Origin of the sequence: Bifidobacterium animalis subsp. animalis ATCC 25527 (assembly GCF_000260715.1) — a bacterium.
Lineage (GTDB): Bacteria > Actinomycetota > Actinomycetes > Actinomycetales > Bifidobacteriaceae > Bifidobacterium > Bifidobacterium animalis.
On record NC_017834.1, the window covers coordinates 1,590,561 to 1,605,480 of the forward strand.

General features: G+C 61.7%; 12 protein-coding genes. 2 read left to right on the forward strand and 10 right to left on the reverse strand.

The window, feature by feature from the left end:
* The first annotated feature begins 48 nt into the window (after positions 1 to 48).
* Positions 49 to 720 (forward strand): tRNA (cytidine(34)-2'-O)-methyltransferase, encoded by a 672-nt coding sequence (locus tag BANAN_RS06635; protein WP_014698137.1) that lies wholly within the window; start codon positions 49 to 51, stop codon positions 718 to 720.
* Between the two features lie 123 nt (positions 721 to 843).
* Here the strand turns inward: BANAN_RS06635 and BANAN_RS06640 are convergent, their stop codons facing one another.
* The 7 genes from BANAN_RS06640 to BANAN_RS06670 form a co-directional block, all read right to left on the reverse strand.
* The gene (locus BANAN_RS06640; RefSeq protein WP_014698138.1) at positions 844 to 2,208 is read right to left on the reverse strand and encodes a PFL family protein; all 1,365 of its coding nucleotides are present in this window, start codon (positions 2,206 to 2,208) and stop codon (positions 844 to 846) included.
* Between the two features lie 47 nt (positions 2,209 to 2,255).
* Positions 2,256 to 2,528, reverse strand: a complete 273-nt coding sequence (locus tag BANAN_RS06645; RefSeq protein ID WP_014698139.1) for an ACT domain-containing protein — start codon at positions 2,526 to 2,528, stop codon at positions 2,256 to 2,258.
* Positions 2,529 to 2,652: 124 nt separating this feature from the next.
* Positions 2,653 to 3,501 (reverse strand): class C sortase, encoded by an 849-nt coding sequence (locus BANAN_RS06650; RefSeq protein WP_041777161.1) that lies wholly within the window; start codon positions 3,499 to 3,501, stop codon positions 2,653 to 2,655.
* A gap of 279 nt (positions 3,502 to 3,780) precedes the next feature.
* Positions 3,781 to 5,031, reverse strand: a complete 1,251-nt coding sequence (gene galK, locus BANAN_RS06655) for a galactokinase (RefSeq protein ID WP_014698141.1) — start codon at positions 5,029 to 5,031, stop codon at positions 3,781 to 3,783.
* A 74-nt stretch (positions 5,032 to 5,105) separates the two neighbouring features.
* Complete coding sequence (gene galT, locus BANAN_RS06660; protein ID WP_014698142.1) at positions 5,106 to 6,386, reverse strand: galactose-1-phosphate uridylyltransferase; 1,281 nt, start codon at positions 6,384 to 6,386, stop codon at positions 5,106 to 5,108.
* Positions 6,386 to 7,189 (reverse strand): DeoR/GlpR family DNA-binding transcription regulator, encoded by an 804-nt coding sequence (locus BANAN_RS06665; protein WP_041777162.1) that lies wholly within the window; start codon positions 7,187 to 7,189, stop codon positions 6,386 to 6,388. Before BANAN_RS06665 ends, galT begins: the two co-directional genes overlap by 1 nt.
* Before the next feature lie 244 nt (positions 7,190 to 7,433).
* On the reverse strand, positions 7,434 to 8,360 hold the full coding sequence (locus tag BANAN_RS06670) for a polyprenol monophosphomannose synthase (RefSeq protein ID WP_014698145.1): 927 nt from the start codon (positions 8,358 to 8,360) through the stop codon (positions 7,434 to 7,436).
* A 155-nt stretch (positions 8,361 to 8,515) separates the two neighbouring features.
* On the opposite strand from BANAN_RS06670, the gene BANAN_RS06675 reads away from it, so the two are divergent.
* Positions 8,516 to 9,667: a quinone-dependent dihydroorotate dehydrogenase gene (locus BANAN_RS06675; protein ID WP_041777163.1), complete on the forward strand. Its 1,152-nt coding sequence runs from the start codon at positions 8,516 to 8,518 to the stop codon at positions 9,665 to 9,667.
* Positions 9,668 to 10,092: 425 nt separating this feature from the next.
* Here the strand turns inward: BANAN_RS06675 and BANAN_RS06680 are convergent, their stop codons facing one another.
* The 3 genes from BANAN_RS06680 to BANAN_RS06690 form a co-directional block, all read right to left on the reverse strand.
* The gene (locus BANAN_RS06680) at positions 10,093 to 11,223 is read right to left on the reverse strand and encodes an NADH:flavin oxidoreductase/NADH oxidase (RefSeq protein WP_014698147.1); all 1,131 of its coding nucleotides are present in this window, start codon (positions 11,221 to 11,223) and stop codon (positions 10,093 to 10,095) included.
* A 552-nt stretch (positions 11,224 to 11,775) separates the two neighbouring features.
* Entirely contained in the window at positions 11,776 to 13,998 is a 2,223-nt protein-coding gene (locus BANAN_RS06685) for a transglycosylase domain-containing protein (protein WP_014698148.1), read from the reverse strand.
* A gap of 131 nt (positions 13,999 to 14,129) precedes the next feature.
* Positions 14,130 to 14,855 (reverse strand): Crp/Fnr family transcriptional regulator, encoded by a 726-nt coding sequence (locus tag BANAN_RS06690; protein WP_048340850.1) that lies wholly within the window; start codon positions 14,853 to 14,855, stop codon positions 14,130 to 14,132.
* Positions 14,856 to 14,920: the final 65 nt, after the last annotated feature.

Below are 14,920 nucleotides of genomic sequence, written 5' to 3' on the forward strand. Positions count from 1 at the left end.
CCCGACCTGCATGGCCGAACTGTCGATTGACCGCAATACGCTGTGACCATGACCGCACATTCCCATAATCCGCAGGAAATCCCCGCACAGCACGCCGATCCCGAAGCCCAGGTGGAGAAGATGTTCGAATACGGTTACCGCAAATCGAATTACGGGCCGGATGAACTGGTCACCGACGCGCACGGCAACCCGATTTCCGTCACCGATGCGATGATGACCGCCCGCGAGGCCGCCGAGACGCCGACGACCACGCCCCATCTGTGCTATTACAGCCCGCGCATCCCCGGCAATACCGGCTCGGCGATCCGCCTGTGCGCGGTGACCGGCACGATTCTGCATTTGGTGGAACCGCTCGGGTTCAATCTGCGCGACACCAAGTTGCGCCGCGCAGGCCTCGACTACCACGACATGGCCCATGTGGTGTTGCACCCGAATTTCGAGGATCTTGTGGAATCGATGCCGAATTCGCGCATCATCGCATTCACCGCGCACGCCACGAAGCTGTATACGGAAGTCGAATACAAGCCGACCGACATTCTGCTGTTCGGTCCGGAACCCGGCAATATTCCCGACCCAATGGACATCATGGCCGGCCCGCATGTAGCCGAACAGGTGCGTCTGCCCATGCGCCCGAGCCTGCGCAGCCTGAACCTGACGAACTGCGCCTCCATTGCCATCTACGAAGCATGGCGCCAGCTCGGTTTCGACGGCGGCCAGTGATCACGCCGCACGCGCCAATCCTAATCTGAGACTGGGATTGCAAACGAGACATGCACCGCAAACATGAACGCGGGCACGGTATTCGAATACCATGCCCGCGTATGTGCAAGCTGAAACAGCCGCTCAGTTCTTGAAACTGTGGATCGGAGCCGGAATGCGGCCGCCGCGCGTCACGAACGCCTCGCAGCTCGCCGTGTTCACCGGCATGATCGGCGCATAGCCCATAAGTCCGCCGAAGTTGGCCATCTGGCCCACCGTCTTGCCCACCACGGGAATGATGCGCACGGCGGTCGTCTTCTGGTTCACCATGCCGATTGCGGCTTCGTCGGCGATGATGCCGGAGATCGTCGACGCGGGGGTGTCACCCGGAATCGCAATCATGTCGAGACCGACCGAGCACACGCAGGTCATCGCCTCGAGCTTCTCAATGGTCAGGCAACCGCTTTCGGCGGCGTCGATCATGTTCTTGTCTTCCGAAACGGGGATGAACGCGCCGGAGAGGCCGCCAACATACGACGACGCCATGATGCCGCCCTTCTTCACCTGGTCGTTGAGCATCGCGAGCGCCGCCGTGGTGCCGGGCGCGCCCACCTGGGCCAGGCCGATCTTCTCGAGCACCTCGCCCACCGAGTCGCCGACTGCCGGGGTCGGTGCCAGCGACAGGTCGATGATGCCGAACGGAATGCCGAGTCGCTTCGATGCCTCCTGGGCGACGAGCTGGCCGACGCGCGTGATCTTGAACGCGGTGCGCTTGATCGTCTCGCACAGGAATTCGAAATCCTTGCCCACGGCCGCATCGAGCGCGCGTGAGACAACGCCTGGGCCCGAAACACCCACGTTGATCACCGCGTCGCCCTCGGTCACGCCGTGGAAACCGCCGGCCATGAACGGATTGTCGTCGGGCGCATTGCAGAACGCGACGAATTTCACGCAGCCGTACGAATCGATGTCTGCGGTCGCTTCGGCGATCTCCTTGATGATGTGGCCGAGCAGCTCCACCGAGTTCATGTCGATGCCGGTCTTCGTGGACCCCACGTTCACCGACGAGCAGACGATGTCGGTTTCGCTCAGCGCCTGTGGCAGCGAGCGGATGAGCAGTTCCTCGGCCGGCGTCATCGACTTGGAGACGAGCGCCGAGTAGCCGCCGATCAGGTCGACGCCCACCGTTTTCGCGGCCCGGTCGAGTGCGTGGGCAATCTGCACGAAATCGGCGGAGGTCTTGCAGCAGCTGGCGCCGACGAGCGCGATCGGCGTGACCGTGATGCGCTTGTTCACAATCGGAATGCCGAAGTCGCGTTCGATCGACTCGCCGGTGGACACGAGGTCCTTCGCATACGAGGTGATCTTGTTGTAGATGAGGTCGCAGGTGGTCTGCAGATCGGTGGACACGCAGTCCATCAGGTCGATGCCCATCGTGATCGTGCGCACGTCGAGCTTCTCCTGCTCGATCATCTGGTTCGTCTCATGAACTTCCAGAATATTCAGCATAGTGTTCCTTTTCGAAGTCTATATCGCGAAAACCGAATCCGCGGTGCTCACACTCGGTGCATCTTCGTGAAGATCTCCTCACGCTGGCAGCGGATGCGCACGCCGATCTCCTCGCCGAGCTCCTCGAGATCGTTGACGATCGTCTCGAAGGCGACGTCGGCGTTCGCGTAGTCGACGATCATCATCATGTTGAAGAAGCCGTCGATGATCGTCTGCGAGATGTCAAGCACGTTCGTGTGGTGGTCGGACAGGTACGTGCACACGCGTGCGATAATGCCCACGGTGTCTTGGCCGACGACGGTGATGATTGCCTTGTTCATGGAACTCCCTGCTCGGTTTTTCATTCGCTTGCGCTTGCGACACGCGCTCGCCCAACGTGTTCAGTATAGGGAAAACACAGGCCATATGCGTGCGTCTGTTCATTTCCGCAAGACTATTTCCCCGCTATTTTCTCGAACGTGTGTGCGAGCCATGCGCATGCGTCTTCCTGCGCCGCCGTTGCGTGATCACGATCGTCGCCATGCACACGGCGACGCCCACAATCACGAACGCGGTGATTGCGATGTCGCTCATGATCGCGCGCTCCGGGTTCACCTCAACTTCTTTCTTGTTCTCGGGGGTCGGAATGCGGTGCGCGGTGAGAATCAGGCGGTGCGAGTTCACGCCGTATGGCGTGCAGGTGACCAGACTCATCAGATCGCGCCCCTTCTGGATCGCGAGCGGCTTCACATTGTCGGGCAGCACGACCTGCCGGTCCTCCACTTCGTAGGTGAGCACGTCGTCGTACACGGTGATCGAGAACTTGTCGCCCTTCTTCATGCCGTCGATGCCGGTGAACAGCTGCGCGGACGGCAGGCCGGTGTGCCCGGTGATCACCGCATGCGTGGATTCGCCGCCGATCGGGAAGCTCGAGCCCTCGTAATGCCCGGCCGCAATCTGTAGCACCGTCTCGTCGGTGCCGTGGTAGATCGGCAGTTTCGCATGGATCGCCGGAATCGCAATGTATCCCATGATGCCGGTGCCGGAGACGTCGAGAATCGAATTGTAGACTTTTTTCTCCTCCTCGTTCGGCAGGAAGCGCGCATTGCCTTGCCCGAGCAGGCTTTCGTTGTATTCACGCGCCTTGCGCAACTGCCCTTCGCGGTCTTCCTTCGGTGTGTTCGCCACCTGCTCGGAGTAGCCGGCTATCGCGCGGCTTGCCACATGGCGGTTCCATGCGTCGGCGACGGTGGGGTACACGATGAGCCCCACACCAACGAGCAGCATGACCACCATGGAGATAATCATGAGCACGAACCGGCGGTTTGCACGCTTTTTGAGCTTCGCCTGTGCTGCGGCCTCAACGGGGTCCATCTCAGTGGCGCCGCTCGCCTGCATGCCGTTGCCCTTCTTCGGTGTTCTCGCCATATGCTCCCTCGCTGTTTCGCTCTGAGCCTAGTGTAGCGAATGACGGCGGCGGAGGCGACTGTTATGGCGAATGCTTGCAGACCCTTTTCACTTCCCTGCCCTACAACGACACACAAGCCGCCATGCTGGGCACGGCGGCTTGTCGAGAGGGCATCTGCGAGCAGATCACTGCACGCGGCGCGCCGAGGCGGACGCCTGTGCGGGCAAGGCGCGCGGCAACACGAATCCGCGACGCTCGAACTCATCGCAGATCGCCTGCGCAATGCGCTGCGATTCACCCGCGTTCACGAGCGCGATGATCGAACCGCCGAATCCGCCGCCGGTCATGCGGGCACCCAACGCGCCCTCGTTGCGGGCGACTTCCACGGCAACGTCGAGCTCGGGCACGGTCACCTCGTAGTCATCGCGCAGCGAGTCGTGCGATGCGTTGAACAGTTCGCCGGCGGTCTGCATGTCGCCGTCCGCGAAAGCGCGCACAAAATCGTCCACACGACCGATCTCGGTGACCACATGGCGTACGCGCTTCCTTATCGTCTCGTCGTCGAGACGGTCGAGCACGCCGTCGAGCGCCGTAGACGAGTCCGCCTGCGCATTCACCAGATCGGCTACCTCGCGCAGATTCGCGACGCCCAGAATGCGTACCGCCTCCTCGCAGGTTTCGCGACGTTGCGCATACTGGCCGTCGTTGAGCTGGTGCGGCGCGCGCGTGTCAAGCACGAGCAGCTCGAGACCATGTCCTTCGAGGTCGAACACCTCCTGCTGCACGCTGTCCACGGCACTCAGGCCAGGTCGGCAATCCAAACGGATCGCATGGTCGGGGGTGCAGCGCATCGACGCGTTCTGGTCGAGGCCACCGGTGGAGGCGCCCGCCATGTCGTTCTCCGAGGCGATCGCCGCATTGATCAGCGTCACACGGCCTTCGTCGGTATCGCCAAAGCCCAGCGAATACACGTCGTCGAGCGCAAGTGCGGTGGAACACGTCATCGCCGCCGACGAGCTCAGGCCGGAGCCGAGCGGCACGCACGAGCTGAATGCCGCGTCGAAACCCTGCACGCCGTCGAAACCGGCATTGCGCAATGCCCAGGCCACGCCCACCGGGTAAGCGGCCCAACCGTCCACGCCGCCGGCCTCAAGCCCATCGAGGTCGGCCTCGGCGATCACATCGGAGGCGAGGTCGGAAACAACGCGCACGCTGGTGTCGTCACGTGGCGAGAGCGCTATGTAGGTGCGGTGCGGCAGCGCGATCGGCAGGCAGAGTCCCGCGTTGTAGTCGGTGTGCTCGCCGATCAGGTTCACGCGCCCGGGTGCGGCCCACACGCCCGCAGGCTCCTTGCCGTAAGCCTGCTTGAACAGTTCGGCCGCCCGCGCGGCGCCCTCGGCGTCGTTCATCGGCTCGATGAATTCGACTGATGTCATGGAAAGCCCTTTCAACAAGTACTTCGGATTCCAGAATGTATGGGATTGCTATGCGTTGTATGTGTACCGCGCGGTCAGTCGGCGATGTCGACGGGGCCGAGCTCGTGGAACCGCTGTGCGATGAGCTCGGGCGTGGTGTCGGAGACCCATGCGGCCATGCCCGACTCGGAGCCGGCGAGGTACTTGATCTTGTTCGCGGCGCGGCGGAACGAGAAGAACTGCAGGTTCAGTCGGTAGTTCTCACGGCGCGCGTCTCGCACGGGGGCCTGATGCCAGGCGGCGATGTACGGCAGATCCATGCCCTTGCCGTCGCCCTTGTCGAAGAAGCGGTTGCCGCGCTTCAACAGCGTGGAGTACATCTGCGCGAGATCCCAACGCTCGGCGTCGTTGAGCTGGTCGAGTGTGAGAACCCCGTCGCGCAGCGGCTGCACCTGCACCTCGAGCGGCCAGCGTGCGGCCGCCGGCACATAGGCCACCCAGCTGTGGTTGCGCATGATCACGCGTTCCCCGGCCTCGATTTCGGCATTCATCAGATCGCGCAGCAGATTGCCGCCGGTGCGTTCGAAATACGCCTGCGTATGCTGCAACTCGGTCTCCAGCTTCGGCGCGATGAACGGGTACGCGTAGATCTGGCCGTGCGGGTGTGCGAGCGAGACGCCGATCTCCTCGCCGTGGTTCTCGAACGGGAACACTTGCTCAATGCCATCGATGGCGCTCAGCTCGGCCGTGCGGAAGGCCCATGCCTCCACCACCGTGCGCAGACGCTCCACCGGGAGGTCCGCCGGCAAGCCGTTCTCGTCGGAGTCGAAGCAGATCACTTCGCAGCGGCCGGCCGCCGGGCGCTCCTGCCACAACGGGTTGCCGTCCACATAGCGCACCTCGTTCAGCACACCCGGCACCTGCACCATGGACGGGAAGCGGTTTTCGAACACCACGACGTCGTAGTCGGTGTCGGGCACTTCGCCGTCCTGGTACGGGTCGCCCGGTTTGCGCGCTGCGAGAGGATTGCCTTTCGCCGTCGCACCCGCGCCGGCCGTGATCGGCCGGTTCATGCGGGCCGTGGCCATGGGAATCCAGTCTCCGGTGAGCGGGTCGCGGCGCATCTGCGGTGCCGCGTACTTCACTTCCACACCCTCGGCGTTCAGGTGCGGCGCGAAGCGGTAGTCCAGATCGCGCGGGTCGTCGAGCACGCGCGTCTTGCTGCCGTTCACATAATCCGGCTCGTCGTCGAGGTAGAAGAAATCACGGCCGTCCGACAGCGTGGTCGGCGTGATGCGAAGATGTTCCGTGGCGTATTCGCCGGGCTGATAATGCGCGAATTCGGGCTGGTTGGGTGTCTGTGACATTGGTGTCATCACTCACTTTCCTCTTCGGTTTCGATCTGATGGGCGAGCACAAGCTCTTTCACCAGATCACGGGTCTTTGCAACGGAATCCGGGTCGAGACCGTCATCGGTGATCACTGTGTCCACCTGGTCGAATTTGGCGAACAGCGACAGCGACGTGCTGCTCCATTTCGTATGGTCGGTGAGAATGATCGTGCGGTCCGCAATGTCCATCATCGCCATGTCGGTTGCCGCTTCGAGCGAGTTCGGCATGAGGAAGCCGCGCGGCATCGACACCGAATGCGTGCCGAGGAACACCGTGTTCACGCGCAGCGAGGCGATCACCTTGTCGGCGATCGGGCCGACGAGCGAATTCGAACGGGTGATCACGCCGCCGGTGACGATCACCTCGACGTCCTTCGATTCCAGCGCCTGCACGAGTTCGGCCACCGGAATCGAATTCGTCAGAATCGTGATGCCATTCGCGTTGGGCGATTCGAGCAGATGCTGCGCGAACACGTACGCGGTGGTGCCGCCGCCGATTGCAATGACGTCGCCCGGGGAGACGTATTTAATCGCCTCGCCCGCAATGGCGTCCTTCAGCCCGATGTCCATCTGCGATTTCACCGAAAACAGCGGCTCGCTCAGCAACGTGCTGGTGGAGACCGCGCCACCATGCACGCGCCTCAACAGCCCCTTGTCGGCCAGTTCGGCGATATCACGGCGAATCGTCATCGCCGAGACCCCAAACTCCTTCGATAACGCGGTGATGCGGACGGCACCGCGCGTACGCAGGCGCCCAAGAATCAAATGCTGACGCTGTGAAGAAATCATGCGAACATTATCGCACATCTTCTTCCACAGAACAACTTGAAACGAACATCTCGGCGTGTTTAACACACAACACCGAACAAAACCGCATATTCACAGGTTTACGGATTCCTGCATCCCATGCCGCGAACCGCTACTCGCGATCCAAGTATTCCTCGGAACGGTCCGGGTTATTCTGCGGCAATCCCTCATCCTCGCGCATCAGTCGCCCCGGCAGCTCCAGATCGCTCTCGACCTGCCGTTCCACCTACTTGTTATTCTTGTTATTGCGCAGAATCGTCTGCTGCATACGCGCGAAGCCCCATTGCGTCACCTTGCGCACCGCCTCGCGCACAATCTGACGATCCATCTTCGAATCCCCCCGCGTGCGGTCCGGGAACACGATCGGCACCTCCACCACGCGGCCGCCGGCGGCGATCACACGGCGGGTCATATCAATCTGGAACACATAGCCGTTCGCATCGATGCCCTCGAGGTCGATGCGCCGAAGAATCCTGACGCGGTATGCACGAAAACCGCTCGTCATATCGCGCACCTTGAGCCCGAGCATCACGCGTGCATACTGCGAACCCGCGCGCGAAATCATGTCGCGGCACCACGGCCAATCCTGGGTGGAACCACCGGGCACGCGACGGGAACCCAGCACCAGGTCCACCTGCGGGTGCCGTTCGAGCACATCTATGATCGCCCGCAGATCCTGCGGCCTGTGCGAGCCATCCATGTCCATCTCGCATACGATGTCGTACCCGTGGCCGAGTGCCCATTCGAATCCCTGAATGTACGCGGTGCCCAATCCCTGCTTGCCGGCGCGGTGCATCACGTAGACGCGCGAATCCATGGTGCACGACGCCAGTCTGTCTGCGATCTTCAGATCCTGCGTGCTCACATGTGTGTCGGAATACAGCGCGGAATCGGAATCGTCGGCGGCGAAGCTCACGTCGGCGAGCGCGTCGTTCTCGTTGTGTTCCACGTTGAGGTCCTGCGGCAGCAATGTGACGCGCGAGATCACGTCGGCAAGCGTGCCGGTGCCATCCGGGGAGCCGTCGTCCACAATGAGCACGTCCACGCCGGGATTGCGCAGGAAGATGTCGGTGAGCGTGGGTTCCAGATTGTCACGCTCATTGTAGGTGGGCATCACCACACACACCCGGTGTCCGCCGTTCGACTGCGCCATTCGCACGCCCTCCTGATTTCACTGTCTGCTTCGATTGTATGCGCTTGCCGCCTAACACCCACTCTCTCGCAGTGCGCGAATTCGCATTCGAACATACATGAGACAGATGTGCGGCAGGCATGCGCTTATGACCGACCAATGGCACAATGGTGTGCATGGCTTATGTTTCTCAGAACGGTCTGCACGACTCGATCAACAAGGCGACCACCGACCTGTTCACGTTCGCGTACAAGCATGTGATCAAGCCGGATTTCGTGTTCAACCACACACCTGACATCGCCCACGACCAAATGATCCGCTTCTGCCAGGTCACCGGCAAGATACCGCCGCTCATGTGGCTGTGCCGCACCATGCTCAATTACACCGACCCGATTCTCGAAACGAATGTGATGGGCATCAACTTCGCCAATCCGTTTGGTCTGTCGGCGGGCCTCGACAAGAACTGCGACATGGCCACCGTGCTCGATCATGCCGGTTTCGGCTTCGAGACGGTCGGATCCACCACGTCACGCCCCTGCGCCGGCAATCCGCGCCCCTGGTTCCACCGTCTGCCCGAGTACGATTCGATGATGGTGCACGTGGGTCTGGCCAACGACGGCTCCGACGTCGTGATCGAACGTGCCGAAGATGCCTGGCGGCGCACGCAGAACATGCAGCTGAGCGTGTCGATCGCACGCACGAACGACGACCAGGTGGGCGATCTGGACGAAGGCATCGAAGACTACTGCATCTCCATGGAGCGTGCCGCCGGCCGCACCGCGATGGTCGAGGTGAACGTCTCCTGCCCGAACACCACCGTGGGCGAACCGTTCACCGAGTCCGCCGAGAACCTCGACAAGCTGTTCACCGCACTCGACAGAATCGAGCGCCCGCAGCCCACGCTCGTCAAGATGCCGCTCAACAAGCCGTGGCCGCAGTTCAAGGAGTTCCTCGACGTATTGGCTGCGCACAATGTGCAGGGCGTGACCATCGCGAATCTGCAGAAAGACCGCACCGGTCTCGACGACATTCCCAAGGATTGGCTCGGAGGACTCTCCGGCGGCCCCTGCACGGCGGCGAGCACCGAACTCATTCGCTGCACCTATGCCGAGTATGGCGACCGGTTCGCGATTGCCGGCGTCGGCGGCGTGTTCACCCCCGAACAGGCCTATGAGAAGATTCGCGCCGGTTCCTCGCTCATCATGTTCATCTCGTCGCTCATGTACCGCGGCCCGCAGCAGATCACCGTATTGAAGCGCGGACTCGCGAAACTGCTACGCCGTGACGGCTTTGGGAGCGTCGCCGAGGCCGTGGGCGTCGACGCCTGATTCAGCCCTCCGACTTCTGAGACTAGGAGCCAGACACTAACCCCCTGCCTTCGGGGGCGTGCGCGGATTGGCTTCGTCACTGGATCGCTGCGCGCCCTTTACGTTCCTCAACCAATCCGCGCACGCCCCCGAAGGCAGCACTGTGAGACCTCTGAATGGGGTACTCGGATGACCTATGGAATGATTGTTCAGCGAACAGCATGCACCTTCATCGGTACCAGCGTGGTCGGTTGGGCCTGCCGGTTGGTTGAGGAACGTAAAGGGCGCGCAGCGATCCAGTGACGAAATCAACCGGCAGGCCCAACCGACCACACACTATTCCGCTTTCCGTCCTCGGCTTTTTGCCGTCCCTCTTCCCCACAGCCTCTGACATCCCGTCACGGGCTTTCCCTGTTACGGGATGTCTCTTGCGACAACGAGAGCCATTACTCATTACGCCATGCACCGCGTACGTACTGTGGCGGGTATGGCAACAGGTTGGTCGGCTCACCGAGCTTGAAGCCGGCACGCAACGGCCAGTACGGCTCGCGCAATGCGGCGCGACCAATCTCCACCGCATCCGCCTCGCCTTTAGCCAAAATGCGCGCAGCCTGCTTGGGTTTGGTGATCAATCCGACCGCGGTCACCGGAACATCGGCCTTCTTGCGAATCTGCTCCGAGAACGGCACCTGATACCCGGGCTTCGTCGGAATCGTCACATTCGGCAGAATGCCGCCGGTTGAGACGTCCACCAGATCGACGCCGTGCTCCTTGAGCGCCTTCGCCAACACGATGCTCTGGTCGAGATCCCAGCCGCCCTCGGCCCAGTCGGTCGCGGAGATGCGCGCGAACAACGGCATGTCGTCGCAGATCACCGAGCGGATTGCATCGGCAACTTCGAGCACGATGCGCATGCGGTTCTCAAGCGAACCACCGTATTCGTCGTCGCGGTCATTGACGAGCGGGTCGAGGAACTCCGACAGCAGGTAGCCATGCGCGGCATGAATCTCAATCGCCTCGAAACCGGCCTCCATCGCGCGCCATGCGGCATCGCGGAATCTGTTCACCAAGGCGTGGATCTCATCTACCGTAAGTTTGCGCGGCGCGGGTAGATCGCCGAACGGCAGCTCGCTCGGTGCAACCGTCTGCCAGCCGCCCAACTCGGGCGGCACATAGCCGGAGTCGGTGCGAATGGTGAAACAACTCGTCGAGCCCTTGCGGCCGGCATGATTGAGCTGAATCGCCGGCACAGCACCAGCGTCCTTCATTCCCTGCGCAATCCACCGGTATGAATCGATCTGCGAGTCCTCCCACAGGCCCAGATCACATGGCGAGATGCGGCCGTCGGGAGTCACCGCGGTCGCCTCCACAATGATCAGGCCAAAGCCGCCCATTGCGCGCGAAACATAGTGCTGGTAGTGGAAGTCGCCCGGGCGCCCGTCGAGAGCGAATGCGGAATATGTGTCCATCGGCGGCATCCAGATGCGGTTGCGCGCTGTGATGCCACGCAATGTGAGTGGCGTGAACAGAGTAGGCTGCTGCGCCTTAATCTTCTTCGAATCCTTAGACTTGCCCATACGCGCAGACTATCACATTCTCATTGCAGCGAGCGGCACGGTTCACGGAAGTCTCCGTGAAACGGACCGCCACCGAGCCCCGCCGCGGCACAGCTTTCGGAAGCATCCGAAAGATCGACCGCAAACTGTGCCCTCCACGGCATAGCTTACGGAAGCTTCCGTAAAATAGGCCGCCGCCGAGCCCATCCGCGGCACATCCTACGGAACCATCCGAAAAACAGACCACAAATCGCACCCTCCACAGTCCAATTTACGGAAGCTTCCGTAAAACAGACCGTCACCGAACCCATCCGCGGCACGGTTCACGGAAGCATCCGAACAACAGACCGCAAACAATGCCTCCTATGGCATATTCCACGGAAGCTTCCGTGCAACAAGCCACCAATCTCCCTTACCGCGGCACATCATACGGAAACATCCGCACGATGAACCGCAAACCGTGCCCACGACAGCATACTTTGCGGAAGTCTCCGAAAAACAGACCGCCAGTATCCGAATAGCACGATGGGCCCAAGTTGCCCCGAGCCCATCGTGCTATTCACGCCGAGCGAATCACCGCCGTTGCGTGTTCTGCTGGTTCTGCGTGTTCTGCTGTGTGCCCTGCCTGTTGCTTTGTACGCCACCGCTCTTCGTGTACTTATCGACAGGTTGTCCGTAATCGTTGTCCATGGGCAGCTGCTTCTTGTCGGCGTACTGGTTCATCGCATCCTTGAACGCAGGGGCGGCGATGGTGGAACCATCCCAGTAGCCGTGGTAGTTGCCGTTGATCGCGATGTTCTCGATCGGGTGGTTCATCGGGTCCTGCACGTCGCCGACGAGCACGAAGGTGGCGATCTGGTTCGGAATGAAGCCGCCGGTAGTCACGTACATGTTCTCGTTCGTACCGGTCTTCGCGAAGGTCTTGCGCCCGTTCGCGAGCTGAGCCGCACCTGCCGCGCCGTCGGGCCGCGTCACGCCCTGGTTCATCGTATAGGCCAGCGTCTGGATGATGTCTTTGTCCACCGCCTGGTGGCAGTTGGCCTTGGGCACGTCGAGGTCCTTGCCGTCGGAGTTCGTGACCTTCTTCAGCGCGATCGGCGTGCACTCCACGCCGTTGGCCGCATACGTCGCGTACACGTTGGCCATCGTGAGCGGCGATACCGATGTGGTGCCGCCGATGAGCAGCGCCGGGTGCATCGAGATGTCGGAGTAGACGTCCTCCTGTCCGATCTTCGCATTGTGGTAGCCCACGGCCTTCGCCGCGTCCGCCACCGCGCACAGGCCGATCTGCGCACCCATCGCGGCCATCGTCGTGTTATGCGAATGCACGAGGCCGAGGAACGGGCTTTCCGGCGACACCGTGCCATTGGTCAACGCGTTCGTCACGTGCCAGTTGTCGGTGCCGCCCGTGTAGCCGTTGCAGGTGAAGCGGTTCGTGAGGAAGTCGGTCGGCGCGACGAGCATCTCGTTGACCGAGCGTCCCTGCTGCATCCAGGCGACGAGGTTGATCGGCTTCCACGAGGAGCCGATCGGGAAGCCCTGGCCACCGCCGTCAATCTGATCGACCGCGTAGTTCATCGACGACTTCGTCTGGTCGGTGGCCGCGGCATCGGTCGCGTCATAGGCGCGGTTGAGCCCGAAGCCGAGCACTTCGCCGGTGCCGGGTTTGACCGAGGCCATCACGATCTCCATGCCGCTAGAATCGTTCGCGGGAATCGTCTTGTTCGCCACGTCCATCAACGCATTGCTCGCATCGAGGTCGATCGTGGTGACAATATGCAGGCCACCCTCCTGCAGCAGCCGCTCACGGTCCTTCGCGGTCTTGCCGAACTCCGGCGAGTTCTCGATCTTGTGCACCACGTAATCGCAGAAGAAGCCCGTGTTGTACTTCGCCGCCATGCAACCGCGCGACACCGGCGTGATATGCAGCGTGTCCACCAGCGGGGTCTTCACGGCCTCCTCATACTCGGCCTGCGTGATGAAATGCTGGTTCCTCATCAGCTCGAGCACGATGTTGCGCTGCTTCTGCGCCTCCTCCTGGTTCTCCGGAATCGACGGATCGTACTTCGACGGGTTCTTCGTGATCATCGCGATCGTCGCCGCCTGCACGATGTTGAGCTTGTCGGCGGTCGTGTTGAAATAGCGCTCCGCCGCGGCCTGCACGCCATACAGCGAATTCGTGCCGAACTGCGCGATGTTCAGGTAGCCCTGCAGAATCTCCTGCTTCGAGTACTTCTTCTCCATCTGCACCGAGATCAGCATCTCACGCATCTTGCGCGCGATCGTGTCCTCGGTCGCATGGTACTCGGCGATCGGATCGTCCTTCTCACGCGCCTGCGTGGCGAGCACGTTCTTCACATACTGCTGCGTGAGCGAGGAGCCGCCCTGCTGATCGCCCTTCTTCATATACGTCTGCACGAACGCACGCAGCACGCCCTGCACATCGACGCCCGCATGCTCCCAGAAGCGGCGGTCCTCACGCGCCACCACGGCCTGCATCATCGGCTTGGAGATGTCCTTCAAGGGCACGACCTCACGATTCTGCGCATAGAACTCGGCGATTACGGTCTTGCCGTCGCTCGCGTACATCGTCGACTTCTGCGGCAGATTCGTCACATCGAAATCGATGCCCTCAACCTGCATCGACGGCGTCACGGCCTTCACAATCTGATTCGCCCCCATCACGGTGGGCAGGAAGAGCACGGCCAACGTCACACCGCCGCCAAGGCACAGCGTGATGAAGGCGAGTGCGAGCGCAAGTATACGAGCGCCAGTGAGGTTCTTCTTCTTCGGCATGTCTCTATTCTATGGGTCTGGCTCTACCGGAGCGCGAATTTTACAGTATGTCCGAAAAATATACAAATGATTGTCAGCCTGTTCTCAGAAGACAATCAGATTGGCATATCGACTGCCCGGAACCCGCACGCCTACCGCTGCGAACGGCGGATGAGAGCTCCCGGCTGGTAGATGATTATAGTGCGCCCGTTGCGTGCAATCCAGCCCCGGTTCGCGAAATCCATGAGCGCTTTGTTCACGGTCTCGCGCGAGGAACCGACGAGCTGCGCCATCTCCTCCTGGGTGAGGTCATGCGGCACCTGCAGCCCTTCCTCCACCGGCTTGCCGAAGCGCGAGGCGAGGCTCAGCAATGTCTTCGCCAAGCGGCCGGGCACATCGCTGAACACCAGATCGGCAATGCGCTCGTTATTGGCGCGCATACGGTTCGCGAGCACCTGCAGCATGTCGACGGCCACGCCCGGGTATTTGCCGAGCCACGCGAACAATGCGTCATGGTCGAGCCACACCACCTGGGTACCGTCCACCATCGCCACCGCGTTCGCCGTGCGCGGGCCGCCTTGCGGGTCGAACACGGGAATCTCGCCGAGCAGTTCGCCGCGGGTATGTATCGAGAGCAGCTGCACGCGCTTGTCCGCAGACTGCCGCGTCAGCTTCACGCGCCCCTCCTGGATCACATACATGCGCTGGTCGGTGTCGCCCTCGGTGAAGATGTACTCGCCCTTGTCGTACTCCTCATGGTGCAGGTAGGGCACGAGCTCGCGCGCCTGCTCCTCGGAGACCTGCTTGAACAACGCGGTCTCCAGCAGCGGGTTGCGTCGCTCGCACGCGTCGCCCACGCCGGCCGGTTCGTCAGACATCGCGCCGCTTGGCATCCGCTCGGCGGACTGATTCATGCCGTTCCTCCAAAGGTGTCTATAGAAAA